The sequence below is a fragment of the Skermania sp. ID1734 genome (assembly GCF_007489285.1).
In the GTDB taxonomy this organism is placed as follows: domain Bacteria; phylum Actinomycetota; class Actinomycetes; order Mycobacteriales; family Mycobacteriaceae; genus ID1734.
Genome location: NZ_VLIY01000003.1, coordinates 212,050 through 237,669, shown reverse-complemented (window position 1 = coordinate 237,669; position 25,620 = coordinate 212,050). Strand labels below are relative to the sequence as shown.

The following is a 25,620-nucleotide window of genomic DNA, read 5'->3' as shown; positions in this document are numbered from 1 at the left end:
TCCGGTGGTGTCATGAGCTCGCGGCGACCATGCGGTCACGCACTTCGCGGCGCAGCGACTTACCTACCGGGCTTGTCGGTATGGCGGGCCAGATCTCCAGCGCACGTGGCCGTTTGAAACCTGCCAGTCGTTCGGCGCAGAAGCCGAGGATCTCGTCGGGCTCCACTGCGGCCCGGATTACCACGGCGGCCGTGACCCGCTCCCCCCACTTCTCGTCCGGCAGTCCGACGACCGCAGCCTCGACCACGGCAGGGTGGCGCAGCAGCACCTCTTCAACTTCCCTGGGATAGACGTTGAATCCGCCGGAGATGATGACGTCGTGGCGTCGGTCGAGGAGGTGCAGGTAGCCGTGCGCGTCCCAGTGGCCGATGTCGCCGGTGTGCAGCCAGCCGTCGGGTTCGAGCGTCTCGGCCGTGGCTTCGGGTCGGCGCCAGTAGCGGCTCATCGTGTGCGGCCCGCGGGTCAGCACCTCCCCGACCTCGCCGGCGCCCAGCGCATTTCCGTCCGCGTCACGAACTTCGACCTCGACGAACGTGTAGGGCTTTCCGGCTGCTGTCAGCCGCTCGGGGGTGTGCTCCCATGGCTGCAGGCAGGTGATCGCAAGCGGCGCTTCGGCTTGGCCGTACAGCTGCGCGAAAACCGGCCCAAGAAGCTCGATCCCACGGCTCAGCACACTGGTGGCGATCGGCGCCCCGCCGTAGCACAAGCGCTCGAGCGCGAGGTCCGCCGTCGCGGTCACGGGTTCTTCGAGAAGCATCGCGATCATGGTCGGCACCATGAACGTGGTCGTCGCGCCGTACTCCTGGGCCGCTGCGAGAAAGGCAAGCGGTGAAAACTTCGGGAGTACCACGTTCGTCGCGCCCTTGACCAGGTGCGGAAGGAAGAATGCGCCGCTGCCGTGGGTGATCGGCGCCGCGTGCAGCATCACCGAATCGGGCCGCAGGTTCGGTAGCAGATCCACCAGGAAGTTCGAAACCTCTGCCAACTCGCTGCGGGTGGTCAAAACGACCGCCTTCGGCCGCCCGGTCGTGCCTCCGGTGTAGGCGAGCCGCAACGGTGCCTCGGGATCGCGCCGCACATCGCAGGCGTCAGCCGAGGCCTGCTCGATCATCACCGGCAGCTCCTCGGCGCCGATCATGATCTCCACCTGCGCCGGAGGTGCCCCGGCGTACACCAGTGCGCGCGACTGCGAATCGTCGATCTTGTAGGCGTGCTCGGCCGCAGTTTCCCGCACGTTCAGCGGGACGCGCACCAGACCGGCCTTCGCCAGCGCGTAGTAGACGACGACACCGTCGATGCCGTTGGGCATGAGGACCGCCACCCGATCGCCCGGCTCGAGCCCGCGCGCTACGAGCGCGTTTCCGAGTCTGTCGGTCAGCTCGTCGAACTCGACGAAACTGACCGTCCGATCACCATCGACGAGCGCTGGCGCGGAACCGAATTGACGGCCAGCACGGCGAATGAGGTCACCGATTTGCACCGCGCGCCTCCTCGGCAATTCCCGCGATGTCCGCTCGCCGCAGCCCGGCGCCTCGGTCAGCTAGATTGCGTGATCCCCGCTGGGTGAGTCGGTACAGGTCGTCCGCGCGGGACGAGGTGTAGTTCCACTTCACCCATTCCTCGTCGAGGTAGCGGTTCTCCTTGCCGAGCACGGCGGGGGTGAAACCCCGCGCCAGCCGGTTGTACTCCTCGATGTCGATGCGACCGGCACTGGTGGTCCAGAGGCCGTTCTTGGCCGGCAGGCTGCTCGACCCACTGAATCGGTCGCCGACGGTTGGCGCGAAATCATCGTCGGTGAGTACCGAGTACGGGATGGCGGTCAGCATGTTCTGGTTCAGACTGGAGTAACGAGCCATGGTGTACTCGTTCGCCTTCTGGTGCGGCAACCCGAGCAAACCGACCATCTCACCCAGATTGTCGCGGCCGAATTCGTCGTTCATCAGCGGCTTGAACCGCTGCACGCGCGCGTCGAGCTGGAACCAGTCGTCCTGGCGGTAGGTTCCGGCCAGGTGGGCGAAGTCCTTTGCGACCGAGGAATAAACCAGCGCTCCGGCGTCGATCATCTGCTCCCGCGACCAGCTCGCGATCCGCTTCCACAGATCCGCGGTGGCCTCGTTGAGGATCTCGCGGTAGTGCTCCATGGTCTCGGCGAGCGTCTGCGCGTTCTCCATGCCGACCGGCACGTAGCCGTCGGTGAGCGCGTCGGAGGTATACATCCCGACCGCGACGATGTTGGCGGCGTCGTAGCTCGGCTCCGCCTCGAACGACGCCCAGTCGTCCATGAGGTGGAAGTTGGTGTCCTTGAATACGATTGGGATGGTGAGGTTGTTGAACGGCAGCTGCGTCGCGATGCCGTCGAGCCACGGGTAGTCGCCTTCGGTCAGCTCGAAAAAGTCTCGCACGATCAGCTGACGGTTGTCGCCGAAGTTGTAGGGCCCGCTGTTGTGCAGTCCGATGCGGCATTCGCAGTGCGCGAGAAATGCGTACTGGCTCAGCTGCGCAATGAGTTTCGTGGCCGCCGTGTGCAGACGGTCACCGGGGGTGACGCCATGCAGGTCCGCCTCGAAGACCTGCAATGTGCGCTCCGGCAGGAACTGGCTGCGGTCACCGAATTCCTTGTTGGTGATGTGCCCGTCGTTGCGGTGATACGCGAGGTTGAAGCGGCGCGAGAAATCGAGCACGTCGACCACGTCTTCGACGGCGTCACCCGGGCGCAGCAGACCCCAGTTCATCAGCATTTCGCGGCCGATGAGGTAGAACGCCGGCATTCCCCACGCTGCGTTGACGGTGTCGACCTTGAGGCTGACCTCGCGGGCCCGATCGCCGAGTTCCTCTGCGGGCGTTGCCGCGTCGATTTCGCGCAGCAAAGTCGGCAGGCGATAGAACGAGTTGAGGTAGCTCAGCAGCATGTACGGGTTCATCGGGAACAACTTCGACTCCTGCACCGTGCGCGTGATACACAGCCAGTACGTTGTGTCGGACAGGTTCCTCAGGTAGTTGTTGGTCTCCAGCAGGGACCGGTAAGTCAGATTCGCCATGGTGTCAGCCCTCGTTCTCGATCAGCCAGATCCGGGCGTGCCCGGTGTTTCCCGTTTCGTATGCGTCCGCCGGCGGCGGCGAAGCGGTGACCTCGATCTCGACGACGTCGCCGTCGTTGAGGTGGTCGATCTTGCAGTTCATGAGGGTCGGCACGTCGTATTCGCGAGCAAGAATTCCAAGGTGTGAGCGCACCGTGCCGCCGAGGCAGATCACGCCGGCGAAGCCCTCGATGATGGGTGCGGTCAGCGTGCCGCCGGAGTCGTCGATCACCGCGATGGTGTCCGCCGGGATTCCGTCGGTCAGGTAATCCATCACCTGCTCGACCTTCGAGATCAGGGCGACAGGACCAGTCACGGTCTGCGACTTGCGGATGACGTTATCGCCGACGCCGACCTGCCGGCGGCCGTTGCTCGACGGTCCTTCGGCAAACGCGGGCGCCTCGCGTTCGGGACGCTTGTACTTCTCTGGCTCCGACTCGAGCGACACGGTCGCCGAGAAGTCGAACCGATAGCCGGACTCCAGCGTCTGCCGCTCTATCGCGCGCGCGTCATCGGCTGTGAACAGCTCGAAATCGCGGTCGAAAACGACGTCTTTCCAGTCCGCATCGAGCGCCGCGAACCGCTCAGCGACCAGCGCTCGCACGGCGCTGTTGAAGCGGTTGGGTAATGGCAGCATCTCGGACGAGCCCCACTTGGGCCGAGTTACCGCTGCCTTGTCGGAAACAGTGGAGTCGGACATTCTCACCTCGCTGTGTCGGTCCCCCAGACATGGCCTGACCTGCTCGGACAGGCTCGGAACCGGGGTTGCGCTTTGGCTGCGTAAAAAGAATTTATGTACGATCGCGGGTGTGACCCAGTCCACGTTGGTGGACAGTTCGGAGCTCTGATGACCACCCCATCCCCGCAGCACCGTCCACGTTCACCACTGCGCGATTCACTCCAACGAAGCGACTACGAACGCGTCTTCGACGTCCTCGAACGTTGCGACACTGCAGCGTCGCTACCGGATTTCAAGGAATGCGTGATCGAGGCGTTGGAGGACACTTTCGCGCTCAAGCACGTCTCGTTCTTTTCCGGAGCGACCTTCCACAACGTGTTCGGCGATTCCGCGCCGCTGACCGAAGGCAAGACGGCGCGGATGTTGCCGGAATACCGGGAACGATGGGCTCGATACGACGTGTTCGGGACCCCCGCGGCGATGCGCCAACTCGTCGCGAGCGGGGTGTCCTCGCTTGCGGAACTGTCCTCGTACGGACCGTTGCCGGCGACCGCCGACGCCTACGTTCGGCACTTCCTCGTGGCGACCTGGCGAATGGAGACCGCCGCGGCGATGCGGCTGATCCTGCCCGGTGGGCACACGGCGCTCATCGGCATGTTCGATCCGGCGCCCGACAAGATCGGAGCAACCGAGGCCGCGACGTTGCGCCTGCTGAGCCGTCAGCTCTCGGCCACCTGCCGTGGGTTGCCGGTGTCGCGCCCGCAGGCCACGCTCGCCAAACTGTCCGAACGGCAGCGCCAAGTCGTGCAACTCGTCGCCGAAGGGCTATCGAACGCCGAAATCGGCGAGGCTCTTTCCCTCGCCGAGGACAGCGTCAAAAAGTACGTCAGTCGGATTCTCACCGCGACCAGCTGCCAGTCCCGAATGGAACTGGCGCTGCTGGCCCGCTCGCAAGGTCTATGACGAACGGGCCAGCCGTAATTCAGAGAAACGATGATTCTCGGGTCAGTCCGTACCGAGGATGCTCGCCGATCACCATCGACTCGAAGATTCCGTAACCGACGGCATCGCCCTCGCGACAGCGAATCACACAGTCCCGCAGCTGATGCACCTCGCGCGCCGTATCAGCTTGTGACACATCGGCATAGCGCTCACCGTCCAAGTGTGACGGTCCATGCCACTGGCCATGCCGCTGACCCTTGAATCCGAAATAGAGCCCGGTTCCCAGATGAAAGCCCGTGTCACTGATCGGTTCGATCTCAATGGTCCGGGTCTGACCCCACCCGGCGTCGAAGGTCAGTTTCCCGCCGAGCAGACGCCGATTGACCGGGTCGTACTTGAGCTCGTCGCGCAGACCGTTCAGCGGCTGTTGTCCACCGTCGGAAAGGTTTTCGAACCCAGAGAAGTAGGTCACCGCGCCGTCCACCGACTGCAGGTAATGGTGGATCTCGTAACTCGATCCGTCCGGGCGCTGAAACCACATGGGGCTCCAGGTGAGGATGAAGTCGCCGTCGAGTCGCTGTGGTTTGTAGATGTCGGGCGCCGGTTCACCGACATCCATTCGCACGCCCCAGGAGTGGTCGCGGAAACCGAACCACTCCTCGTCGCGCACATCGATGCGCTCGCCGTCCACCCACGCGGTGCCGCTCACCGTCGAGGCCTGGTGATACCGCAGCAGATCGGATTGGATGCGGAAGCCGTGCGGTTCCCGCTGCGCGTCCTTGCTCTCCAGGAACGGCGGTAGCACACCGGTGATGGTGAGATCGAAACTAAGTGGCAAAATGTCGTTGCGGGCCAGCGTATACCGGACTTTCTGAAGCGGTTCGAGCACCTCGTAATCCAGCGGTCCGACACCGACCCGTTCCGGATCGAGATCGAGTTGCCGGCTGGCCCGCACGGTCAACTGCTCGGTGCCGCGCGAAATCCCGGCAAACATGTCGATCACGTTGCGGTTGTGGTACTTCCCGATCCCGATGTCGACCTGAATCGACCCGTCGCGGGCGAACAGCGACGCCCACAACTTTTCAGTCCACGAGGTGTCGGCCTGGCTGATCGTCGCGAAGGTCTCCGGCGTCTGGTGGCACAACAATTCATCGGCGGCGACGAGTTTCTGCATGGATTGGCGCACGTCGCGCCTCCTTCCTGGTCAGGGGATGGGCGAAAAGGAGCCCGGCATGTCGTTGGCTACCAGGGCCGTTCCGAAGATGGCGGCTGCCTTGTCGTCGTTGTCGAACGGTTCGGGATACAAGGCGAGCGTCTTCGGCGACATCGACCAATCGATGCGGTCGGTGACACCGGCGAGCGCCGCGAACGGACGCAACCCGGACGTGTACATGGTGGTTGCCGCAAAGATGCGCTCCCGCCGGTCCATCGCCGCGAAGCGCTGGTACAGCGCCATGTGACAGTGGCTGAGTTCCGCCGCGATCGTCGGCCAGGACTCCGGTGGCAGAAGTTCGCGGCTGCCGTCCGCCCGGTACCCGTACACCGCCGCCTCGTCGACCGCAGACAGCAGCGGTCCCGGTTCGGTGAACGTGGTTCCCCAGTCATTGATTTCGAACTCGGTAAATGCTGAGCGGTCGTACGTCAGCGCCATCGTCAGACCGGCGTAGGGCGGTTCCAGGTCCGCCGCCCACGGGTACGCCCAGGTGCTCGGCCCGAGGGAGAGGTAGTCGCGAACGATCGTCTCGCGGTTGCCACTGCGTGGGTACGGTCCCGAGTCGCAGGTGCCCACCCGCGAGTCGCAGAAGTACAGGAAGGAATAGCCGGACACCGTCGCGTTGAGCCGCTTGAGATTCTTGCGTGCCTCAGCGTCCAAAGCTTGTGCACCACTGACCAACTCGTCGACCACCGGTTGCGGGAGGTAGCGGTTGGTGAATCCTGCGTCCTTGTTGTCGAGGGTGCCGTCGCCGCGGTGCGCGAGCGTCAGACGGCGCCAGAAGTCGACGACGGTGCGGATGTCTTCGCGGTGTTCGGCTTTTTCCGCCTGGCCCAGGTGGATGCAACATTCACGGCCACAAAGGAAGTGGTAGCCGATCATCCAGATCCACAGCGGGCTGATTCGGTTCGGGCCTTCGCGGAGACGCCGGCCGAGTTCCTCGGCGGGTACGGCCGCGTCGATGATGGCGACCCGTTCCGCGTAGCTGTGGAAGTCCTCGATGACGGACAGCGACATGTACGGCAGCATCGGGAACAGCTCCGAGGTGAATCCCGATCGGCGGGTCATCTCGGGCTTGAATGCCCGGCCCATGTGCTGCACCAAATCGTTGAGTCGCTCCTCGGTGAGTTTCTCGGCAATCAGCCGATCCAACGCCGCCGGCGTGACCTCGACATCGAAGTCCTTGACCGCGATCTCGTCGCCGACGCGGCGTATGTAGTTCCACCACGCTTCGCTCACGTCCACCGGAGCAGATTCTGACTCGGCACCGGTGCGGAGCACCCCTGCTCCATTCTCGATGACGAGTTCGACCTCCGCACCGTCGGCGAGATCGGTGCCGAGTTCGGCGCCGACGATGCACGGCACCTCGAACTCCCGGGACACGATCGCCAGGTGCGAACGCAGCGTGCCGTCCAGGCAGACGATTCCGCCGAGGCGACCGAGGATCGGTGACAAAAACGTTGTCCCGCCGGACGCGACGAGGGCGATGGTCGTCTCCAGGTCACTGTCGATCGATTCGATCACGTCGACCGGCGAGCTGAATCGCCGGACCGTACCGGTGACCGATTCGAAAGCGTATGACGGAACGCCTTTTCCAAGCACATTCATGGTCAATCTCCCAACGGGCGGAAGCAGCCGTCACGGTCTTGAGGAACGAAGACACCCCCAATGAGTTGAAGAGCCAGATCCGGGTCGCTGAACCTGTTGTAGGAAGCGGCGATTCGCGGCGTGATACTCCAGTCGAAGTCGTCATAACAGTCCGCGAGCCGTGCCCAGGCTTTCAACTTCCAGGCATACATTTGCGTCGCGTACAGGTTGCGCTCCTCGGGATCGGTCTCCGCGAGGCGCTGATACAGCGCGCGATGCGCCTTGCGTATTGCCTGCGTTGCCTCGTTGACATCCTCCGCGCCGAGCGGACGCAGGGTGCCGTCGTCGGTGCAGAAGACACGCGTCTCGATGATGCTCGCCTGGTAGTCGTTCGGTGTGAACCACGCTGTGCCCCAGACGTTGTTGTCCATCTTGATCTCGCCCGGCAGGCGGTAGGCGATGACGAAGTGGTGAAACGGCAGCGTCTCCCGGATGCCGTCCACCCAGGGGAAGTCACCATCCCCGTCCGTGCAGGTTTCGCGCAGCGCGAGGAACGAGCCGTCCGGCAACTGATACGGCCCGGTGTCGCACACCGCCGTTCGCGCGTCGCAGTTTTCGAGAAATGCATACGCGGTGAGCCGGGCACCGAACTTGCGGATACCGGTCTTCACCTGATCGTCGGCCGTGACGAGGTTGGCGCGGATCTCGTCGAGCAACCCCTCGCCGACGACGTGCGAGCTGTTCGGCGGATCAGCGTCCATGTTGAAAAGCACGCCATCCGTCCGCATGGCGATCGTCGCCTCACGCCAGAACCGCAGCACCTCGAGTTGATCTTCCAGACCGTCGGCCAGACTGTTTTCGCCGAGGTCCACGAAAAGCTCACGGCCCGTGAGGTAATGCAAGGGCATGGCAGCTAGGTTGATAAAGCTGCGCTTGTTGCCGATCGGCAGCGCCTTGGCCACGAGTTCCGCAGGAGTGGCGTGCTGGCGGATTGTGCGAATGCGATCCGGGACGCGGAGGTAGTCCTCCATCATCGACATCAAGATGTAGGTGTTCATCCCGAACAGTTCGGACTCGAACACCGTCCGAGCCGAGAGCTCCGACTTGTAGGCCGCACCGGCGACGTGCACCAACCAGTTCCACTCCTGAAGCGTCGGCTCGTAGCTGGGATCGGTGTAGAGCGCCTGCAGGTTCGCGCTGCGCGTGAGTTGTGCGGTCATGCCGACACCGCCAGTCGCGCTGTCTCGGCGTCGCCGAGGTCCAGGACGACGGTGTCGCCGTCGGCTACCGTGCCGGTCAGTTCGGCCGCAAGCACGCACGGCACATCGGATTCCCGCGACAGGATCGCCAGGTGCGATTCACGGCTGCCGGCGGTGCACACGATCGCGCGCAGATCGGGCAGGATCGGCGACAAGAACGTCATGCCGCCCTTGTTTACGAATGCGATGGTCTCGTCCAGGTCGTCGTCATCGATGGACAGCACATCAGCGGTGTCGTTGAACCACCGAGCAGTGCCGCGCACCTCACCTGCTTCGAAAAGGTTCACTCCCGTCCCGACCTGATTCAAATCTCCGGTCATCACTACTCCCGTTCCGCCCAGCGTCCCTGGGCGTCTTCTCGACTGTTCGCGCGTGCAATGACGCTGGTCGGACCATACGAAGACGAGGGGAACGTGACCCAGTGCACTTTGGGGGACAGTGTGGGGCGGAGAGATATCACAGTGGCGAGACCGAACAAATGGCTACTTCCAGAGCGCGATTTTGAACCACTTGTTCGGTCTCGCCGGCGGTTGTTGGAGGAATGAGCGACTGAAGCGAGTTCGCTAGCCGGAGTTCCCGAGAAGGTGAGCCACCAGATCGCGCCGGCTGCGTACGCCGATCTTGTCGAAGATCTTTTTCAGATGGTCCTGCACGGTGTGGACCGAGATGTGGAGGTTGTCGGAGATTTCACGGGTCGATTCGCCGCGCAACACGCGCGTTGCAATCTCTTGTTCACGCGAGCTAAGACCGTACGCCGACAACATGATCCGGATCGCCGAGGGTCGCTCCGCGGGCGTAATGACAACAGCAATCCGCGGTTCTACCCCGTGTAGCCGCGAGGCGTGAATCTCGAGCCAGTGCCCGCTACGGCCGCGCACCCGGGCTCTGGGCGCCAGCGCGGCACCATCGCGCCGCTCCGACTCCTTCAGCGCAGCCGCGATGGCGAACACCACACCCGGCAGCGGCAAACGCGCCGATCCATCCCCGGCGACCAACGAGAGCAGCTCGTCGCCCTCGGGTGTGGTCGCGACCAGGTCGAGTGCATCATCGAGAACGACGACTCCGGCGGGCGGCCGCGGGATTTTCGGGCCGTCGCCCATCAGGACCGCGTGCCGCAACCCCTCGGCGATAAGCGGACCGAGCCGTCTGATCAGGGCCGTTTCGCTGCTGGTAAACCCGAGCGATCCGTCCGCACGGTGCAGGCACAGGTAGCCCCAGCACTGATCACCGGTGACCAGGGCGGCACGCAACTCATCACCGAGGCCGATCGGCCGCATGATCTCTCGATACCGCGCGCTGGCCATGCGGTCCTGCGCGGTCACCGCATCCAGCGACGAGACATGATCGCGCGAGCGCGCCAGCGATGCGAACCGGTTGACGTCGCCACCACCGAACTCGTTGTCCAGAAATGACGCGGATACGAGCGACAGTGGTTCCTCGACTCGAATGCCCGTGAACATCAGTGTTTCTGGATCAGCGGTCGCGAGGAACGCTGCGTCGATAGGCATCACCCGACGTAGTCCTCGCAGTACCGCGTCCTCGAGCGCCGCAGCGGTACCGCCGGCGCGACAGCTCCGGATCACGTCTTGCACGGCGCGCTCGGTAGCGGCCCGTGTGTTCACCCGACCAGTGTGCGCGCCCGACAGAGCACAAGAAACCCCACATAGTTGGGATGTTCGCCGGCGACAAACCGATCGAGCATTGGGACATGACTACCGATCAGATCTCTCGCAATAAGCAACTCGTCGACAGCTTCATCCAGGAGCTGTTCAGCAAAGGTGACCTCGACGCCGTCGACCGCTACCTCGACCCGGCCTATGTCGACCACGATCCGCCCGTCCCTGGAGCCTGCGGGCGGGAGGGCATGCGGCAGGCCGCCGCGATGTTCCGCCAAGCATTACCCGACTGGCACAGCGATCTCGAACAACTCGTCGCCGAAGGCGACATCGTCGTCGAGCGATTCACCGCCAGCGGCACCCACCGCGGGCCGTTGATGGGCGCCGACCCGACCGAGAACACCCTCTACCTCAAGGGCATCAACATCTTCCGCATCGAAGCAGACAAGATCGTCGAGCGGTGGGGCCGACTCGATCAACTCGGACTGCTGCAACAACTCGGGCTCATCCCGGCCGCAGTGAGTTAGCCCTGACTGTTGAGACCGAACGAATGGCTGCTTCCAGAGCGGGATTCTGAGCCATTTGTTCGGTCTCGCCGGTGGTTTGGTGGTTCAGTAGTGTTCGATGATGGCCGCTCGCGAAGAACTCAGCTGGGACACTTTCGGCTCGGCGAGCCGTGAACTGGCGACGCTCGTGGCTGCGGACGGCTACGAGCCGGACCTCATCTTGTCCATCGCGCGCGGCGGGCTCTTCGTCGCCGGGGCGCTCGGCTACGCGCTGGACGTCAAGAACCTGCACGTCATGAACGTCGAGTACTACACGGGCGTCGATGAGCGCCTCGACCTGCCGGTCATGCTGCCTCCGGTGCCCAACCCGGTAGACCTCACCGGCGCCAAGGTGTTGATCGCCGACGACGTCGCGGATACCGGTGCAACGCTGCGGCTCGTTCGCGACTTCTGCGCCGCCCATGTTGCTGAGGCTCGCTGCGCGGTGATCTACCAGAAACCGCACTCGGAGGTGAACTGCGAATACGTCTGGCGCCGCACCGACCGATGGATCAATTTTCCGTGGTCCACGCTTCCACCCGTTGTCGCCCGGCCACCGTCGGTGCTCGAATCGTAGCCGTATTTCACCCACAGCAGAATCATTGCGGCAGTGCACTTCTCACGATAGACTCGAACACATGAGCGAAACACTGACTGGGCCAGCTGCTCAGTCGTCGACGCTCACCCTGATCACCGCGGCCAGCCGCGCGGAAGCTGCCGCCGCGGCGAACAAGATAGCTCTGGTCAAAGAATTTCAGGAAGCGCATCCGAATCCGGATGACAGATCGTCGCTCGAAGAGATCGCCATGGCGCTGTCGACCACCTACGCCGTGGTCGCGGACTGGTTGCGGATCTCTTTCGAACTCGAGCGAATGCCCGAGATTGCCGCGGCGTTCACCGACGGGCTCCTCACCCTGCCCGCCGTGCAGGCCGTCACCGAACACACCTGCGGTGCCCCGCTGGCGACGATCGTCCGACTCGAACCGCGCATCCTCGACGCCGCGCAGACCCTGCCGCCGCGCAAGCTCGGCACCGAGATCGACCGCCTGCTCGCCGAAGACGACCCGGACTGGGCCAGCCGCGCACACGAGCGCGCCAAAGGCGAACGCAACGTCAAGCAACGACCGCTCGCACGCGGCATGGGCCGGGTGACGGCAACGCTCACCGCCACCGAAACCGCCGAGGTCTCGGCCCTGATCACGGCCGTGGCCAAGACGGTGTGTCACGGCGATCCGCGCAGCATCACCCAACGCCGCGCGGATGCCTATCTGGCGTTGATGCGCGGACAGTCGTGTCTGGGCTGCCAATGTGGTGATCCCGCATGCGAATACGGACCCGCACAGCCCATGCCCCGCCCGGAGATCCGCCTGACTCTCATGTGCGGGCTGGCCACCGTTCTCGGCATCGGCCGCAACCCCGCACATCTCGAGGGATACGGCGCGCTGGACCCAGAAACCACGCGCGCGCTGGCCGCCGACGCCACCTGGCAGGCAATCATCGACACCGCCGAGCGCGCCGTCGACTCCTTCGACGGCCCCTATGCGCACGGCACCATCCTGGTGAGCCCGATCATGCCGGCCGGCACCGTCGCGGCGCCCAGCCCATACGGTTTCGGCAGCGCCCAGATCGCGCAAGCCCACGACCTACTGGCGCGGTTGCGCCAATACGTCCTCGACTTCCCCCACACCGTGCATGCCGAATTCCCTGACGGCCACGGCGGATTCACCCAACCACCACCAGGCGCGCTCGCCTACCGGCCCAGCGCCGCACTCGCCGACGCCGTCCGTCTTCGAGACGGAACCTGCCGCCACCCGGGATGCTGCGTGCCCGCCGCAGACTGCCAAATCGACCACATTCAGGAGTACGACCACAGCAAACCGGTCCACGGCGGCTGGACGATTCTGGCCAACCTGCAATGCCTCTGCGCGCGACATCACGCCTTGAAGACCGCGAAACTCTGGGACTACGGGCTGCTGCGCCACGGAATCGTGCATGCGCGCAGCACCCTCGGACAGCACGGGTTCTCACTTCCCGCGAATCTGGACTGAGATGTCGATTCGGCCGGTCCTCGATCGTCATGTCAGTGTCCGCAACCTACCGAAAGGACCAGACCATGCGTTACGCACTGTTGCTCAATCACGGCGAGCCCGCCCCCGGCGAAATCCCGGACGAGATGATCCGCGAGACGATGGCCGCATTCGAGCGGTACGCGCGCGACCTGATCGAGGCCGGCGTACTGGTCGGCGCCGACATCCTGGCACCGAGCTCGGCAACCACCAGCGTCACCCTCCGCGACGGTGGGTTACGCATCCAGGACGGCCCGTTCGTCGAATCGAAGGAAATGCTTTCCGGGGTATTCGTGATCGACGTGCCCGATCTCGACGCCGCCGTCGCGTGGGCGCAGAAGTGCCCGGCCGCGCGCTACGGCGTCATTGAGGTGCGTCCGGCGGCCACCTCCATCGTCGACGGCGCCTGGAGCGCGGGCTGCCGCATCGATGATGCGGTCGGGTAAGCGGCCATGATGGCGGATGCAGCCGTCCGTGCCCGGGTCGCCGACGTGATCGGCGAGAACTACGGGCGGCTCATCGCGATCCTGTCCGCGCCCACGCGCGACATCACCGCGGCCGAGGACGCGCTGTCCGACGCGACGGAGCGCGCGCTGAGAACCTGGCCCATCGACGGAATACCCGCCAACCCGCCCGCGTGGTTGTTGACGGTCGCCCGAAATCGATTGCGCGACATGTATCGTTCGGCGGCCCACCGCACCACCACCGAACTCGACGCGGCGACCGAGCCAGCCCCGGCCCCTGCCGGTGACGTCGCAATCGAGGACGTCGCAATCGAAGACAAACGGCTCGAACTGCTCTTCGTGTGTGCCCATCCGGCAATCGATCGGGCCATCCGCACTCCCCTGATGCTGCAAACGGTCCTCGGTCTGGACGCGCGTCGGATCGCCGAGGCATTTGCGGTGCCCGAAGCCACGATGGCGCAGCGGCTCGTCCGGGCGAAGCGCCGAATTCGGATGGCAGGCATCCCGTTCTCGGTGCCGGATCGAGACGCGCTGGCAGAACGACTCGATGCCGTGCTGGAGGCCGTTTATGGCGCCTTCGCGATCGACTGGCGCGGCAGCATCGTTGACTCCCTGAATGATTCACTCGCCGCCGAGGCGCTTTACCTGGCCCGGACCCTCATCGACCTGATTCCGGACAACGCGGAAGTTCTCGGTCTCGCCGCCTTGATTGCGTTCGCCACCGCCCGAGCACCGGCACGGTACGACGCCGAAGGCAGGCTGGTTCCGATCGTCGAGCAGGATCCAGAGTTGTGGGACACGGCGCTGATCGACACCGGTGAGCGGTGGCTGACGCGCGCGCATTCGTACGGCGACATAGGGCGATTCCAACTCGAGGCCGCGGTGCAATCGGCGCACTGCGATCGACGCCGAACCGGTACCACGGACTGGATTGCCCTCGAGACCCTCTACCGCGCGCTGCTCACGCGAGCCCCGACGCTCGGGGCGGCCGTCTCGCTGGCGGTGGTCCTTGGTGAAAAGGACGGTCCGGCGGCGGGATTGCGGTTTCTCGACGGCGTGCAGGCACCGAAAAGTGATGAATTCCAACCGATATGGGCCGCGCGGGCGCATCTGCTCGCCGCCGCGGGCGACAGCGACGCAGCCCGCCAGGCCTACGATCGAGCCATTGCCTTAGCCACCGACCCAGCTGTCGTCAGTTTTCTCGAAGACCGCCGCGCGCGTCTGAACGAGCGGCAGATTTTCTGATGGCGGAGGTATGTCCGTTTTGTCGTCGCGCACCTATGCTTGGCCGATGTTGAAGATTGCCGCCCCCAAGGTACCGCCCGCGCGGGTGGTACACGTGCTGGACGTGGTGCGATCGGGAGTGTCCGCCCTGCACCGCAGGATGGTGCCACCGCCGGTCGCGCTGCTCGAGATGATCAATCAATGTTGGGCCACCCAAGCGATCTATGCGGCCGCGAAACTCGACATCGCGGGCGCCCTGGCCGATGGACCCTTGACGGCAACCGAGATCGCCGACAAGGTCGGTGCCGACCCGGACGGCGTCCAGCGCCTGCTGCGTCTCCTGGTCAGCAAAGGCATTTTTGCCCGCGACTCGAGCGGACGCTATCGCCTCAACGCACTCGCGGACGCGCTGCGGTCCGACGCCGACGCGTCGATGCGGGGCTTCGCCTTGTTCGTGGGATCACCTGAGCATTGGGAGCACTGGGCGCACCTGACCGACTCCGTGCGAACCGGCGACCCAAGCGTTCGCGAGATCCGCGGCATGCCATTTTTCGAATTCCTCAGTCACAAGCCGGAATTCGGGGCAATTTTCGACGAGGCGATGACCAGCCTTTCCGAACTGTCGACCGTACCAATCTGTGCGGCCTACGATTTCACGCGTTTCGATACCATCGTCGACGTCGGCGGCGGCCGCGGCCGGTTACTGGCCGCCATTCTGCAACAGACACCCCAGTCGCGGGGCATCCTCTTCGACCAGCCGCACGTCGTCGAAGCAGCAGCCGAGGTGCTCGCGGAACAGGGTGTGGCGCAACGCTGCGCCGTCGAATCCGGCTCGTTCTTCGAGCGAGTACCCAGCGGTGGGGACGCCTATCTGCTCAAACACATCATTCACGACTGGCCGCACGACGAAGCGCTGGCGATCCTGCGGACGGTCCGCGCGGCCATGCCGACCGGCGCCACCCTGCTTCTGATCGAGTTCGTGCTCCCGGAGGGTGACGAGCCGCATTTCGGCAAACTCGTAGACCTGGAAATGCTGCTCAGCCTCGGCGGCCGCGAACGGACAGCGCAGGAATTCCGCGACTTCCTGGCCGAAGCGGGATTCGAGCTGGCGCGCATAGTGCCGACCGCAGGTCCCATCTGCGTCATCGAGGCCAAGCCGGCCTGACGTCAGCCGTCCAATCGGGCGAGCAGGCGATACGCCGAGCCGCGATCGGTCTCGCGGGTCACCGGCATCAGCAGTGCGTCACCGATCGCGCCTGCGGCAATTACCGGTGCGCCAGCGAGCCAGGTTGCGGCCAGGCCGATTCGGCGCAATCGCGACGGCTCCCGCGGTGACCAGGCCGACAGGTTCGGCGCCGCATTCTTGGTCAGGTATATCGCCGCGGTCGACAGTTCGATCGGGACGTGGGACCGGCCGCGCTGCTCATCCACAATGGCAAATCCCGATTGCCGCAACGCGGTTTTGAGATTCTCGATCGGGATCATGTGCAGGTGTTCGGGCTGGCTCCACCCGAGCCAGTACCTGCCCAGCGGTCGCGCGAGCAGCCACTCGGGGTCGGGGACTTCGATCAGCAGGTAGCCACCCACCGTGAGAACCTGTGCCGCGGCACGGATTTCCGCTTTGGGATCGAGCGTGTGCTCGAGATAATGCTGCATGCTGACCACGTCGTATCGCCCGGCTAGTTCCTCGCTCAGCTCGCAGAACTGTCCGCGGTAGCCGGTATCGATCCAGCCGCGCCGGGCAGCCTCGTCCACGTTGGCGCTCATGTCGAGCCCGTCGATCCTCGCCTCCGGCCATATGCCCTTGGCCACCGTGCAGAAATGCCCATGGCCGAGGCCGACATCGAGCCAACTCCCCGGCGTCGTGTGTCGTCCAACAAACTCGGCGCGCGCCGTGTAGGCCGGCCCGGCAAGCGCTTTCGTGAACTCGCTGGTGGATTCGCCGAGGCCGTCGTAGGCGTCGCGGTAATAGAACTCCAGGCCAGCGAGCGTCAGCCGTGGATTCTGGAAGATGTGCCCACAGTCCGCGCACCGGTCGAGGACGAACATGCCCGGCTTCCCGCGGTTCATGTCCGGACTGCGCACGTGGTCGGTCAGCGCGGAACTTCCGCACCACGGACAGTCGGGTCGCCGCGGCTCCAGGAAACGTTCGACGCCTTCGGCGATTTCACGTCGGTACTGTTCCCGAGCCTGCCCGACGCGATCGGCGCGCTCAGCGGCCACTGCCCGCGACCGCTCGTCACCGCGCAACGCGCGCAACCAGTTTCGCGGCTCGTTGAACAGTCGTGTCGCTGATGCCCGGTGCAGGTCCCGCGGTCGCAGTTGCGTGCCGGCGAACACCAGATAGGGCTGCCCGAGATAGGCCGCGAGCGCCACGGCACCCCAGACCGGGTTGACCGCAAGTCCGGCCGCGAGCAGCAGGTGCCGCAGCATCGGCGCAGCGAGCACGATGGGCACCTTGAAACCCATCGATTCCCACATCACGCGCTCGGTGGCGGCGTCGAAAGTCACCGAGCGCAGGCCGGGCGCCAGCGCAGCGTCGGCACTTCCGGCAGCGCACCGTTTCGCATCCAACGCAAAGCGCGCCATCTCCGCCGCCGACAGGCAGTCGGTGTCGCTGACACCCAGCCGGTCATGGGTGTCCTTGACCACAAGCGTTGCCTGGCATGGACTCTGCGCCGCCGCGAGCCGTTGCTGTCGATAGGTTTTCGGATTCAGCCCGCCGAACAGACGCAGCGCTGGCCCGGTCGGCAGGTCCCCTGGAACGAGGTCGAGCACGGCCAGGCTCGCGTCGGCCAATCGGGCGCGCGCGGCCTCCACGGTCTCCGCGTCGAGCACGACGCCGTCGACGGTCACGACGCGGACATCGTCCGGGCGGACACCGGGCGCACCGGCAGCGACTCTCGGCAGCGCGCGAACGCGGCGTCGCTTGATCACCCCATTGACAACCAGTCCGGCCGCCATCAGCGCCGGAATTGCCCTTCCTGAGCGCTTCACGTCAGCTTCTCCACGTAGTCGGCCGCGGCGCGGGCGCCCCCGGCGGCGGTAAACGAGTCACGAATGCGACCAGCGGCCTCCCGGAAAGCTGCATCGTCGAGGACCCGGTCGAGCGCGTCCCGGATGTCGGCCGGGCGGGCCCGGCCGAACTTCACGCGCACTCCCGCGCCGGCCGTTTCGACCTGCCAGGCGGTCACCGGCTGGTCGTCGCGAATCGGCGCCATCACCAGCGGAACCGCATTGGCCAACGCCTCGCAGCTGGTGGTGTGACCGGCGTGGCAGACCACGGCGTCGAGCGTGGGCAGCAACTCGAGGTAGGGCACCCAAGCGACGCGCAGCACGTTTGGTGGAACAGACTCCACGACCTCGTTCGGGTCGATGAGAATCGCTTGGGTGTCCGCGGCCATCTCGCCGACGGCCGCAACGGCCGTGCGCAAAAAGTTGGTGCCGATCACCGAGCTCACCGTCCCCAGCGTGATCAGCACATGTCGCCGCTGCGGATCCAGCCACGCCCAATCGAATTCACCGCCACGGGCGTGCAGACAGGGACCGACGAACCGATAGTGCGACGGGTAGTCATCGACCGGACCGACCAGTGCGGGAGTGGTGAAAGCGATGACAAGGTCGGGGGAAAATCGTAGGTCCGCGATCCCGGCGTAGTCGTCTGGGTTCTCGCCGAGCTGCGCACACAGGTCACGCTGCGAACTTCGCACCCAGTCCTGCAGCTTCGGCGGCAGCGGATCGACGATCTCCGCCGACATGATTGCCATTGTGGCCCAGGGGATCCCGCGCTTGCGGGCGACGATGGCCCCGGCAAGCGTGTGCTGATCTACCGCCAGAATGTCGGGCCGGAACCCGGTGACCGCGCGGTCGATGCCGTCGAACATCGATACCGAAAGCGGGAGCAGGAACTCCTCCCACAGGAACCGGAACGCGGCCGCGCCGCGCATCTTCTCCCGGCGTGCCTCGAGGTGGTCGAACCACTCACGAAAGTCGTTGCGCTGGCGCTCATCCCCGCACACTTCGATGATCTCGGCATCCGCCGGCAGCATCGGCGCGATCAGCTCCGTATGCCCGACCCAGGCGACGTCATGCCCCCGATCGCGCAGTTCGAGCGCGACCGCGACTGTTGGGTGCACGTGCGCCGCGAGCGGTGGGACGACGAACAGAATGCGCGTCACTCGAGCACCCCGCATTCGCTGCGCAACCACTCGTCGAGCACGTCACCGGCCACGGCCGCTCCCCGTTCTTCCCGCATCGCGGCGCCGAGTCCGGCGACGGTGGCAGATATGGTCTTGTCGCTGACCGCGGTTCGGACCGCCTCGGCCAGCCTGTCAGCCGTGAGTTTTTGTACCGGAATCGGTTTCGGCCCGGCGTGAATAGCCGCCACCCGGCTCGCCCAAAAGTTCTGGTCCGCGAAGAAGGGGCACACGACATTGGGGACGCCCGCGCGCACCGCGAGTGCCGTGGTACCGGCCCCGCCGTGATGCACGACCGCGGCCACGCGCTCGAACATCCAGCGGTACGGCACAAACCCGATGGCGTAGATGTCGTCACCGAACGTGTGCGGGTCTGCGGCCGTCTCGGGGTCCACCTGCACGACGGCCCGGACACCAGCCTGCCGGGCGGCATCGACCACCAACTCGTAGAGGCCGGCGGCGTTCGCCGGAAGCCAGCTGCCGAACCCGACGAAAATCGGGGTGGCGCCGGCGGCCAGGTAGTCGGTCAACGCCTGCGGCGGCGTCCACTTCGGCTCGTCATCGTCGAACCAGTTCCCGGTCACCGCAACATTGCTGCCCCAATCCGGGCTAGGGGTGACGATGTGCCTGCTGAATCCGCACAGCACCGGCGCCGACCCACTCCGCGAATACCGCCACGGCAGCGGCTCGAGGCCGTAGCGCTCGTGTCGCCAGTCGTTGATGTGCTTGCGAATCAGATGCCAATGCGCTTGCGCGGCAACTCGATGCGTGGCCCGGTTCAGCGGGCCGGGCAGCGACCTGTCCGGCGACAGCATCAAGTTGGGATAGGTGGCGCTCGGCTCCCACGGCTGTAACTGCAAGAACGCGGCCGGGATGCCGCGGCTGTCGGCGCCGAAATGGCTCATGCCGCCCCAGGACGGGCTGAGAATCGCTGCGGCACCGGCACAGGCGGCATCGATCTCGCCCAGACGCTCCGGCATGTCCGCGAGTACATAGCGCAGAAACTCCTTGGTGCCGTCGGCCTGCTGCTGCCGACCGCCCTGTTTCCAGGTCTGCCAGTCCGCTTGCACGAGCAGCGATTCGACGTCGAGACCGAAGGACCACTGCTCGAGACCTGCCCGCTCGACGGCACCGGCGTAGCGGTCGGGCGTGACCACCCGGACGTGGTGACCGCGCGCATGCAATTCCCGACCGAGCACCAGGTACGGGTCGATGTCGCCCTGCGTCCCGTAGGCCAGCAACACCAGATGACCGCTCATCGCCGTCCCTTTCATGCGTCCTTGCGCGCCAGAACCCGGTAGGCGTTGCCCACCCCGTCGGTGCGGCGCAGATACCAGTCGAACGCTTTGTCCGCCGTGAACGCCGCGGCACCGAGCGGGGCCGCCACCGCACCGCCGACCAGTAGTCGCGGGATATGCGTGGGGTCGTCGCGTTCGGGCAGCCAGGGCAGGTTCGGGTCGCGGGCAAAGCGAAGGAACGCCAGCAGCACGGCCATCGCCAGATCACCGGACTGGTTCGCCGGGGCCCGCTGCACTTCCACCGTGGTCAGTCCGCGGTCCGCGAGCGCCGCCACGAGATTCCCGGCTGGAATCATGTGCAGGTGTTGCGGTTGCAGCCACGGCATCCACCACTGCCCGAGCGCGTCGGCGAAGCGCGACTCGGGGTCGGGAACCTCGATGGACAGGTACCCGCCCGCTTTCAAAATCTTTGCGGCGGCATCCAATTCGGCGAGCGGCTCGGTGGTGTGCTCGAGGTAGTGGTGCATACTCACCACGTCATAACGGCCCGATATTTCATCGGCGACGTCGGTGAAGCTGGCTTGGATTCCCCGGCGCAACCAGCCCCGCCGTTGCCCTTCGACCACGTTGTCGCTGCGGTCGAGGCCGTCGAAGTGCGTATGTGGCAACACTTCCTGCGCGGCGAGGCCGAACGACCCGAGACCGGTGCCCACATCGAGCCAGGTGGCCGGCTGGGTGTGGCGGGCGACGAACCGCGCCCGGTCGCGATAGCTGGTGCCGCCGAAGGCGAAAGCCAACTGCATCGGTCCGGCGCCGAGGCCGTCATAGAAGTCGCGGTAGTAGAACTCGAGGCCCGCGTCGTTGAGTCGCGGGTTTTGGAAGGTGTGGCCGCAGGAGTCGCACCGGTCCAGCGTGAAGTTGCCCGGCTTACCCTGCAGGTGATCGGGACTGACCACGCGGGAGGTCAATTCGGCTGAGCCACACCATGGGCACGTGGCGGAGCGCTCCTGACTGAACCGCGCCAGACCGTCGGTCAGGTCGGCGGCGTAGCGGGCCCGAACTTGCGGATCCTGCTCAGGCTTTTCCGCGGGCGGCGTGGCCTGCTGGGCCCGCAACCAATCGCGCGGGCGTCGCCACGCTCTTGCGACCATGCTCGCGGCCGTCAGGTCGCGCGGGCGCAGCGGCGATCCGGCGAAGACCAGCGCGGGCTGCGCGGCCAGCGCCGCTACCCCGGCGGCAGCGGCGGGCTGCGCCGCAACGGTGGCCGCCGCCAGCGCCGCGTGCACAACCGGCGGTCCGGCCACCAGCAACGCGTCGGTACCGGCCTGAGCCGCCGCGGCGGCCCGCAACGCGAGTCGGGTCGCGGTGTCGTCGGCACGTGCGCGCAACCCCGGGGCCACTGCCAGATCGGTGGAGTCGGCGGCGAACAGCTTGAGTTGCACGGTGATTCGCGCGAGTTCTGCGGGATCAAGATCGTCGTGCACCGCGATCCCCGCCCGCTGCAACACGTCGGTATGCGCGAGCACCGCATGGCAGGCGCCGCGCCCCGCCGCGAACCGCCCATCGCGATACGCCGCCGGGTCCACCCCGCGCAACAGGTCCAGGGCATTGTCGAAGGGCAGGTCGGCAGGCACCAGGTCGAGCACCGAAAGATCGTTATCACTCGCGAATGCACTTGCCGCCCTTGCGGTGTCGTCGTCGAGACGCACACCGGATGCCACCAGAAACCGGTGCTCGGGATCGACCGGACGCTGCGTGGGCACGAGTGTCGCCAACGCTGCGGCGCGCCGGCGCAGCCGCAGCCCGTTCACCGTGATTCCCGCCGCGGTCACGGCCGCGAGCCAGCCGAGTGTCGACCTACCGGGCAACCGCTGCACTGCTCCCCCTCTCGTGCGAAGTCCGTTGTGCCGTGCGAACCTGCGCGGTGGTCAGAAAGCGGGGCTGTCGCCAGTTGCGAGCGAGAAACTCCCGGTTCACCGCCGCTCGCACCGGCCGCACACGTTCGATGGGAACGAGGGCAACGACCGGGGCGCCCAGACCGTCGCTTATCGCGCGGGCCCCCAGAGCGCCGGCGCCGATCGCGGCGGCAACGGCGACGTCTTGTTCGACGCCCGGACCGGTACGGGAACCACGAATCTCGGTGTCCACGACAAGAATTCGCTGCCTGGCCGAATCGGGGTCGAACGGCGCGAACGTTAAGGATCCGCACCGGCGGTCATGGACGACCGCGCGATCGCTGCTGCCCAGCATCGACGCCCCGACCATACCGAGAGTCGCTTCGGCGACACCGAACACCTGCAGTGCGCCCGCGACCAACTCCACGAGGTCATCGTCGGCGACCTCCAGCGCATACACGGAGCGCACCGCTAGCGCCGTGGCACTGCCGATCGCCACCGCGGCCGCTGCGCCGACGTCGTGCGGCACATCGGTGTGCACGGTGATGGCCACCCCGCCGAGCCCGCACCCCCGCTCCCGCAATGCGGCGACGACTGCGTGCGGCGCGGTCGGCGCGGCGCCAACGGTCAACTCGTCGAGCGACACCTGCTGGAATTCGGCAAGCTTGTTCGCCCAGCGCACCGCAACCTGGTCATCGGCACGCGGGTCGATGGCGACCGTCGCACCGAACTGGACCGGGAAACACAGTTCGAAGGAGTCGTCGGCGAGCAGCGGCACCGCGCCGGGCGCGTTCCACGACTCCGCGGCCGCGCCGCCGTAGACGCCCGCATGTACCGAATCCAGCAGGCCCTGTACGAGGTGGTGATCATCCATGGCCGGCTCCCACCGCTACTAGTTCGACCAGCCGATCCGCGGCGAGTCCGGCGCCGCCCGCCGTCGCGAACGATTCCGCGATGCGCCGCGCGCCCGCCCGATACGTCTCCTGGTCGAGGACGGCACCGAGCGCGTCGGCCAACGCGGTCGCCCGCACCCGGGCAAAGCTGACCCGTACCCCGGCGCCCGCGTCGGCGACCTGCTGGGCGATGATCGGCTGGTCGTCGCGAATAGGGGCCACCACCAATGGAATCCCGAGCGTCAACGCCTCACACACGGTGTTGTGCCCGCCGTGACTGACCACCGCGGCCACTCGCGGCAGCAGGGCGCGCTGCGGGACGATGCGGCGCACCAGCACATGCTCGGGCGGGTCCGGAATCAACTCGGGCGGCGCCACCACGACGAGCTGAATGGGTTCACCCAGCCTGCCGACCGCCTCGATGAGCGTCCGGTAAAACCCGACTCCCGCTTCCGCATTCAACGTGCCCAACGACGCGAGCACGGTGCGCCGCGCCGGATCGAGCCAGTCCCACGGGAATTCGGGTTGCTCCTCATCGGCCGGCACCGCCGCCGGGCCGACGAACGAAACATGCTCGGGCAGTTCGGCGATGGGCCCGGTCAACGCCTGCGTAGAAAACACCAGCACCAGGTCCTCGGACCAGCGCAGGTCGACGGGCTCGCCGATGTCGTTGCGGCGCTGCAACTGCGTCATGCAGTCCCGGACCCAGTCATCGACCTTCGGCATGGCCGCCAGCGGGCGGGTGATCTCCGATGACGTGCTCGCCGACGTCACCCACGGCCGACCCGCGCGGCGAGCCGCGAGCGGACCCGCCAGCGCCTGCTGATCACACACCACCACATCGGGCTCGAACTCGGTGATCGCGTCTTGAACGCCCGGCAGCATCACGTCGGCGAGCGGGATCAGAAAGTCCTCCCAAAAGAACTTCAGTTCGGCGGTCCCCCGCAGCTGCAACCATTGCTCATGGGGGGCACGCAAATTGGCGGCGTCGATGTCGCCGCCAACGGGGAACAGGCGTGCACCTTGGGGCAGGCGAGCCTCGAGCCCGTGCCGAAACCCGGCCCAGGCGACCGAATGCCGGCGCGCGAGCAACTCGGCGCCCACGCCGATCGTCGGATTGATGTGCCCGGCGAGAGGCGGAACGACAAACAGGAATCGGCTCATCAACGGGCCTCCGCCAAGGTCACCGACCGCGCCAGCCAATCGACGACGATGTCGCACAACACCCCCGTGGCCTGACCGAGCACCGAATGGTTCTCGTCCGGCAAGACTTCGATCCGGCAGTCGCGGACGTATCGGCGCAGGTCGTCGGCGGCGGGCAAAAGGAACGAGTGTTCGCCGTAGACGCCGAGCACCGGGCAGCTCAGTTCCGCAAGACGCTCCGCGGGCAACGGCACCTCCGCGGCGAGATCCTCGATGATCGACGTCGTTTCGAGCAAGCGGTGCATTCCGGTGAGCTTCTTCGCCGCCTTGCGCAAACCCGCTGCGCCGCACTGTTCGTGGGTGCGTTCGTGTTCGAGCAAGAGCGCGGCCACGCTCAGCGAATTGACCATGCTTTCCAGCCAGTCCTCGGCAACCGGGCCGGCACACGTGGACTCCACGAAGACCAGGCCGGCGACCCGCTCCGGCCGCGCCAGCGCCGCGTAACCGGCGACCATGCCACCGAAACTGTTGCCCACCAACACCACCGGCCGATCGACAGCGAGCGCGTCGAGCACGGCGAACAGATCCGCGACGGCGTCGGCAATCGCGTAGCCGGTGGGCGGCCGGTCCGAAAGCCCTTGGCCGCGCTGGTCATAAAGAATCGCCTCGGCGCCGGCCCGGGCCAGCGGACTTGCCAGCGTGAAGTAGAAACTCGACAGATCGTCAACGGCAAGCCCGTGCAGGAACACGATCGGCACGCCGATACCGGATCCGGGTTGCGCCGGTGGAATCTGCTGCACGTGAAAGCGCAGGCCCCTTGCGGTTTCGGTGTTCACCCGCAGACCTCCGGCTCGCCGGCGATCTCGCTCAACAGCTTTGCCAGTTCCTGCTTCGACTCCACGTGCACGTCGTGGCCGCCGGGCAGCACACACTGCTCGAGCCGCGGATGCACGCCGGTCAGGGCGTCCGCCGCCGCCCGGAACGGCGATTCGGACCCGACGACGACAAGCACTGGCACATCACCGATTTCCGCGATCTGCGCGGCTCCGAACGGCGACTCCGCCTCCAGTTCCGCGGTGACCGAGGTATGCGCCAACAGCTTGCCGATCGTGTTGGCCGGTTCACGCCGGGCGGGCGGTGTCGAGGCGTCGAGCGCGGCCGCCCGCGCGGCGATCAGTTCCGTTTCTCGCGGCGTCCACCAGGAACCGATTGCCGGGCCCAGCGGCGGGTCCACCAACACGACCTGGGCCACGCGCTCCGGCCACGCGCGCGCGAACCGGGTCGCGACAATCGCCCCGAAACTGTGCCCGACGAGGGTGAACTGAGAAAGGTCGGCCGTCAGGGCGGCTAGATCGGCGGCCATGGCCTCCGACCCATACCCGCTCGGGGTGCGCTCGCTGAGACCGTGTCCGCGCCAGTCGAGCAACCGCACCCGGGCGTGCTCGGACAGCAGCGGCGCCGCGGTCAGGTACCAGGACGCGACACTGCCGGTGAACAGTCCGTGCACCATAACGACGTCCGGACCGTCCGAACCGAGGTCGACCGTGTGGAAGCGGGCGCCGCGCACCCTGACAAAACCCATA

General features: G+C 66.1%; 23 protein-coding genes. 7 read left to right on the top strand and 16 right to left on the bottom strand.

The annotated features are described in order from the left end of the window. Positions 1-10: 10 nt before the first annotated feature. From FOS14_RS05110 to FOS14_RS05100, 3 genes are read right to left on the bottom strand one after another with little or no spacing between them, the layout of a single operon-like run. Positions 11-1,480 (bottom strand): AMP-binding protein, encoded by a 1,470-nt coding sequence (locus FOS14_RS05110; protein WP_143769192.1) that lies wholly within the window; start codon positions 1,478-1,480, stop codon positions 11-13. Then, positions 1,467-3,038, bottom strand: coding sequence for a hypothetical protein (locus FOS14_RS05105; protein WP_143769191.1), 1,572 nt, complete (start codon positions 3,036-3,038; stop codon positions 1,467-1,469). Before FOS14_RS05105 ends, FOS14_RS05110 begins: the two co-directional genes overlap by 14 nt. 4 nt (positions 3,039-3,042) lie before the next feature. Beyond that, a complete protein-coding gene (locus FOS14_RS05100; protein WP_255450076.1) occupies positions 3,043-3,777 on the bottom strand; it encodes a PEP-utilizing enzyme in 735 nt (244 codons plus the stop codon). 147 nt (positions 3,778-3,924) lie between these two features. On the opposite strand from FOS14_RS05100, the gene FOS14_RS05095 reads away from it, so the two are divergent. Further along, positions 3,925-4,719: a LuxR C-terminal-related transcriptional regulator gene (locus FOS14_RS05095; protein WP_143769190.1), complete on the top strand. Its 795-nt coding sequence runs from the start codon at positions 3,925-3,927 to the stop codon at positions 4,717-4,719. Positions 4,720-4,738: 19 nt separating this feature from the next. Here FOS14_RS05095 and FOS14_RS05090 read toward each other — a convergent pair whose 3' ends face one another. From FOS14_RS05090 to FOS14_RS05070, 5 genes are all read right to left on the bottom strand, one after another. Next, a complete protein-coding gene (locus FOS14_RS05090) occupies positions 4,739-5,884 on the bottom strand; it encodes a hypothetical protein (protein ID WP_255450075.1) in 1,146 nt (381 codons plus the stop codon). Positions 5,885-5,902: 18 nt separating this feature from the next. Further along, a complete protein-coding gene (locus FOS14_RS05085) occupies positions 5,903-7,519 on the bottom strand; it encodes a PEP-utilizing enzyme (RefSeq protein WP_143769189.1) in 1,617 nt (538 codons plus the stop codon). A 2-nt stretch (positions 7,520-7,521) separates the two neighbouring features. After that, on the bottom strand, positions 7,522-8,718 hold the full coding sequence (locus FOS14_RS05080; protein ID WP_143769188.1) for a hypothetical protein: 1,197 nt from the start codon (positions 8,716-8,718) through the stop codon (positions 7,522-7,524). Continuing rightward, positions 8,715-9,077, bottom strand: coding sequence for a PEP-utilizing enzyme (locus FOS14_RS05075; RefSeq protein WP_143769187.1), 363 nt, complete (start codon positions 9,075-9,077; stop codon positions 8,715-8,717). The genes FOS14_RS05080 and FOS14_RS05075 overlap by 4 nt, the downstream gene beginning before the upstream one ends. A gap of 243 nt (positions 9,078-9,320) precedes the next feature. Further along, positions 9,321-10,379: a helix-turn-helix transcriptional regulator gene (locus tag FOS14_RS05070; RefSeq protein WP_255450074.1), complete on the bottom strand. Its 1,059-nt coding sequence runs from the start codon at positions 10,377-10,379 to the stop codon at positions 9,321-9,323. Between the two features lie 86 nt (positions 10,380-10,465). Here FOS14_RS05070 and FOS14_RS05065 point away from each other — a divergent pair, with 86 nt between their 5' ends. The 6 genes from FOS14_RS05065 to FOS14_RS05040 all read left to right on the top strand — a co-directional run bounded on the left by FOS14_RS05065 (position 10,466) and on the right by FOS14_RS05040 (position 15,837). Next, on the top strand, positions 10,466-10,900 hold the full coding sequence (locus tag FOS14_RS05065) for an ester cyclase (protein WP_143769186.1): 435 nt from the start codon (positions 10,466-10,468) through the stop codon (positions 10,898-10,900). A 97-nt stretch (positions 10,901-10,997) separates the two neighbouring features. After that, positions 10,998-11,495: a phosphoribosyltransferase gene (locus tag FOS14_RS05060; protein ID WP_143769185.1), complete on the top strand. Its 498-nt coding sequence runs from the start codon at positions 10,998-11,000 to the stop codon at positions 11,493-11,495. 61 nt (positions 11,496-11,556) lie between these two features. Beyond that, positions 11,557-12,966, top strand: coding sequence for an HNH endonuclease signature motif containing protein (locus FOS14_RS05055; protein ID WP_143769184.1), 1,410 nt, complete (start codon positions 11,557-11,559; stop codon positions 12,964-12,966). A 65-nt stretch (positions 12,967-13,031) separates the two neighbouring features. Continuing rightward, positions 13,032-13,430: a YciI family protein gene (locus FOS14_RS05050; RefSeq protein WP_143769183.1), complete on the top strand. Its 399-nt coding sequence runs from the start codon at positions 13,032-13,034 to the stop codon at positions 13,428-13,430. 9 nt (positions 13,431-13,439) lie between these two features. Beyond that, positions 13,440-14,693, top strand: a complete 1,254-nt coding sequence (locus FOS14_RS05045) for an RNA polymerase sigma factor (protein ID WP_143769182.1) — start codon at positions 13,440-13,442, stop codon at positions 14,691-14,693. Between the two features lie 46 nt (positions 14,694-14,739). Continuing rightward, on the top strand, positions 14,740-15,837 hold the full coding sequence (locus FOS14_RS05040) for a methyltransferase (protein ID WP_143769181.1): 1,098 nt from the start codon (positions 14,740-14,742) through the stop codon (positions 15,835-15,837). Positions 15,838-15,839: 2 nt separating this feature from the next. Here FOS14_RS05040 and FOS14_RS05035 read toward each other — a convergent pair whose 3' ends face one another. Genes FOS14_RS05035 through FOS14_RS05000 form a run of 8 tightly spaced genes read right to left on the bottom strand, consistent with a single transcriptional unit; the run spans position 15,840 to position 25,619 of the window. Further along, the gene (locus FOS14_RS05035; RefSeq protein ID WP_143769180.1) at positions 15,840-17,669 is read right to left on the bottom strand and encodes a class I SAM-dependent methyltransferase; all 1,830 of its coding nucleotides are present in this window, start codon (positions 17,667-17,669) and stop codon (positions 15,840-15,842) included. Beyond that, a complete protein-coding gene (locus FOS14_RS05030; RefSeq protein ID WP_143769179.1) occupies positions 17,666-18,850 on the bottom strand; it encodes a glycosyltransferase in 1,185 nt (394 codons plus the stop codon). The genes FOS14_RS05035 and FOS14_RS05030 overlap by 4 nt, the downstream gene beginning before the upstream one ends. Beyond that, a complete protein-coding gene (locus FOS14_RS05025; RefSeq protein WP_185981621.1) occupies positions 18,847-20,127 on the bottom strand; it encodes a glycosyltransferase in 1,281 nt (426 codons plus the stop codon). The genes FOS14_RS05030 and FOS14_RS05025 overlap by 4 nt, the downstream gene beginning before the upstream one ends. 11 nt (positions 20,128-20,138) lie before the next feature. After that, positions 20,139-21,983 (bottom strand): class I SAM-dependent methyltransferase, encoded by a 1,845-nt coding sequence (locus tag FOS14_RS05020; RefSeq protein WP_143769177.1) that lies wholly within the window; start codon positions 21,981-21,983, stop codon positions 20,139-20,141. Next, positions 21,964-22,875: a hypothetical protein gene (locus tag FOS14_RS05015; RefSeq protein ID WP_143769176.1), complete on the bottom strand. Its 912-nt coding sequence runs from the start codon at positions 22,873-22,875 to the stop codon at positions 21,964-21,966. Before FOS14_RS05015 ends, FOS14_RS05020 begins: the two co-directional genes overlap by 20 nt. Next, a complete protein-coding gene (locus tag FOS14_RS05010; protein ID WP_143769175.1) occupies positions 22,868-24,058 on the bottom strand; it encodes a glycosyltransferase in 1,191 nt (396 codons plus the stop codon). The genes FOS14_RS05015 and FOS14_RS05010 overlap by 8 nt, the downstream gene beginning before the upstream one ends. Continuing rightward, on the bottom strand, positions 24,058-24,873 hold the full coding sequence (locus tag FOS14_RS05005; RefSeq protein WP_143769174.1) for an alpha/beta fold hydrolase: 816 nt from the start codon (positions 24,871-24,873) through the stop codon (positions 24,058-24,060). The genes FOS14_RS05010 and FOS14_RS05005 overlap by 1 nt, the downstream gene beginning before the upstream one ends. Beyond that, positions 24,870-25,619 (bottom strand): alpha/beta fold hydrolase, encoded by a 750-nt coding sequence (locus FOS14_RS05000; protein WP_143769173.1) that lies wholly within the window; start codon positions 25,617-25,619, stop codon positions 24,870-24,872. Before FOS14_RS05000 ends, FOS14_RS05005 begins: the two co-directional genes overlap by 4 nt. Between the last annotated feature and the right edge of the window lies 1 nt (position 25,620).

Bases quoted from the DNA above. Each gene is read 5' to 3' on its own strand.
- FOS14_RS05055 (WP_143769184.1), top strand. From the start codon at position 11,557: ATGAGCGAAACACTGACTGGGCCAGCTGCTCAGTCGTCGACGCTCACC.
- FOS14_RS05050 (WP_143769183.1), top strand. From the start codon at position 13,032: ATGCGTTACGCACTGTTGCTCAATCACGGCGAGCCCGCCCCCGGCGAA.
- FOS14_RS05000 (WP_143769173.1), bottom strand. From the start codon at position 25,619: ATGGGTTTTGTCAGGGTGCGCGGCGCCCGCTTCCACACGGTCGACCTC.
- FOS14_RS05080 (WP_143769188.1), bottom strand. From the start codon at position 8,718: ATGACCGCACAACTCACGCGCAGCGCGAACCTGCAGGCGCTCTACACC.
- FOS14_RS05085 (WP_143769189.1), bottom strand. From the start codon at position 7,519: ATGAATGTGCTTGGAAAAGGCGTTCCGTCATACGCTTTCGAATCGGTC.
- FOS14_RS05015 (WP_143769176.1), bottom strand. From the start codon at position 22,875: ATGGATGATCACCACCTCGTACAGGGCCTGCTGGATTCGGTACATGCG.
- FOS14_RS05045 (WP_143769182.1), top strand. From the start codon at position 13,440: ATGGCGGATGCAGCCGTCCGTGCCCGGGTCGCCGACGTGATCGGCGAG.
- FOS14_RS05010 (WP_143769175.1), bottom strand. From the start codon at position 24,058: ATGAGCCGATTCCTGTTTGTCGTTCCGCCTCTCGCCGGGCACATCAAT.
- FOS14_RS05075 (WP_143769187.1), bottom strand. From the start codon at position 9,077: ATGACCGGAGATTTGAATCAGGTCGGGACGGGAGTGAACCTTTTCGAA.
- FOS14_RS05105 (WP_143769191.1), bottom strand. From the start codon at position 3,038: ATGGCGAATCTGACTTACCGGTCCCTGCTGGAGACCAACAACTACCTG.
- FOS14_RS05065 (WP_143769186.1), top strand. From the start codon at position 10,466: ATGACTACCGATCAGATCTCTCGCAATAAGCAACTCGTCGACAGCTTC.
- FOS14_RS05025 (WP_185981621.1), bottom strand. From the start codon at position 20,127: ATGAGCGGTCATCTGGTGTTGCTGGCCTACGGGACGCAGGGCGACATC.
- FOS14_RS05100 (WP_255450076.1), bottom strand. From the start codon at position 3,777: ATGTCCGACTCCACTGTTTCCGACAAGGCAGCGGTAACTCGGCCCAAG.
- FOS14_RS05040 (WP_143769181.1), top strand. From the start codon at position 14,740: ATGTTGAAGATTGCCGCCCCCAAGGTACCGCCCGCGCGGGTGGTACAC.
- FOS14_RS05095 (WP_143769190.1), top strand. From the start codon at position 3,925: ATGACCACCCCATCCCCGCAGCACCGTCCACGTTCACCACTGCGCGAT.
- FOS14_RS05060 (WP_143769185.1), top strand. From the start codon at position 10,998: ATGATGGCCGCTCGCGAAGAACTCAGCTGGGACACTTTCGGCTCGGCG.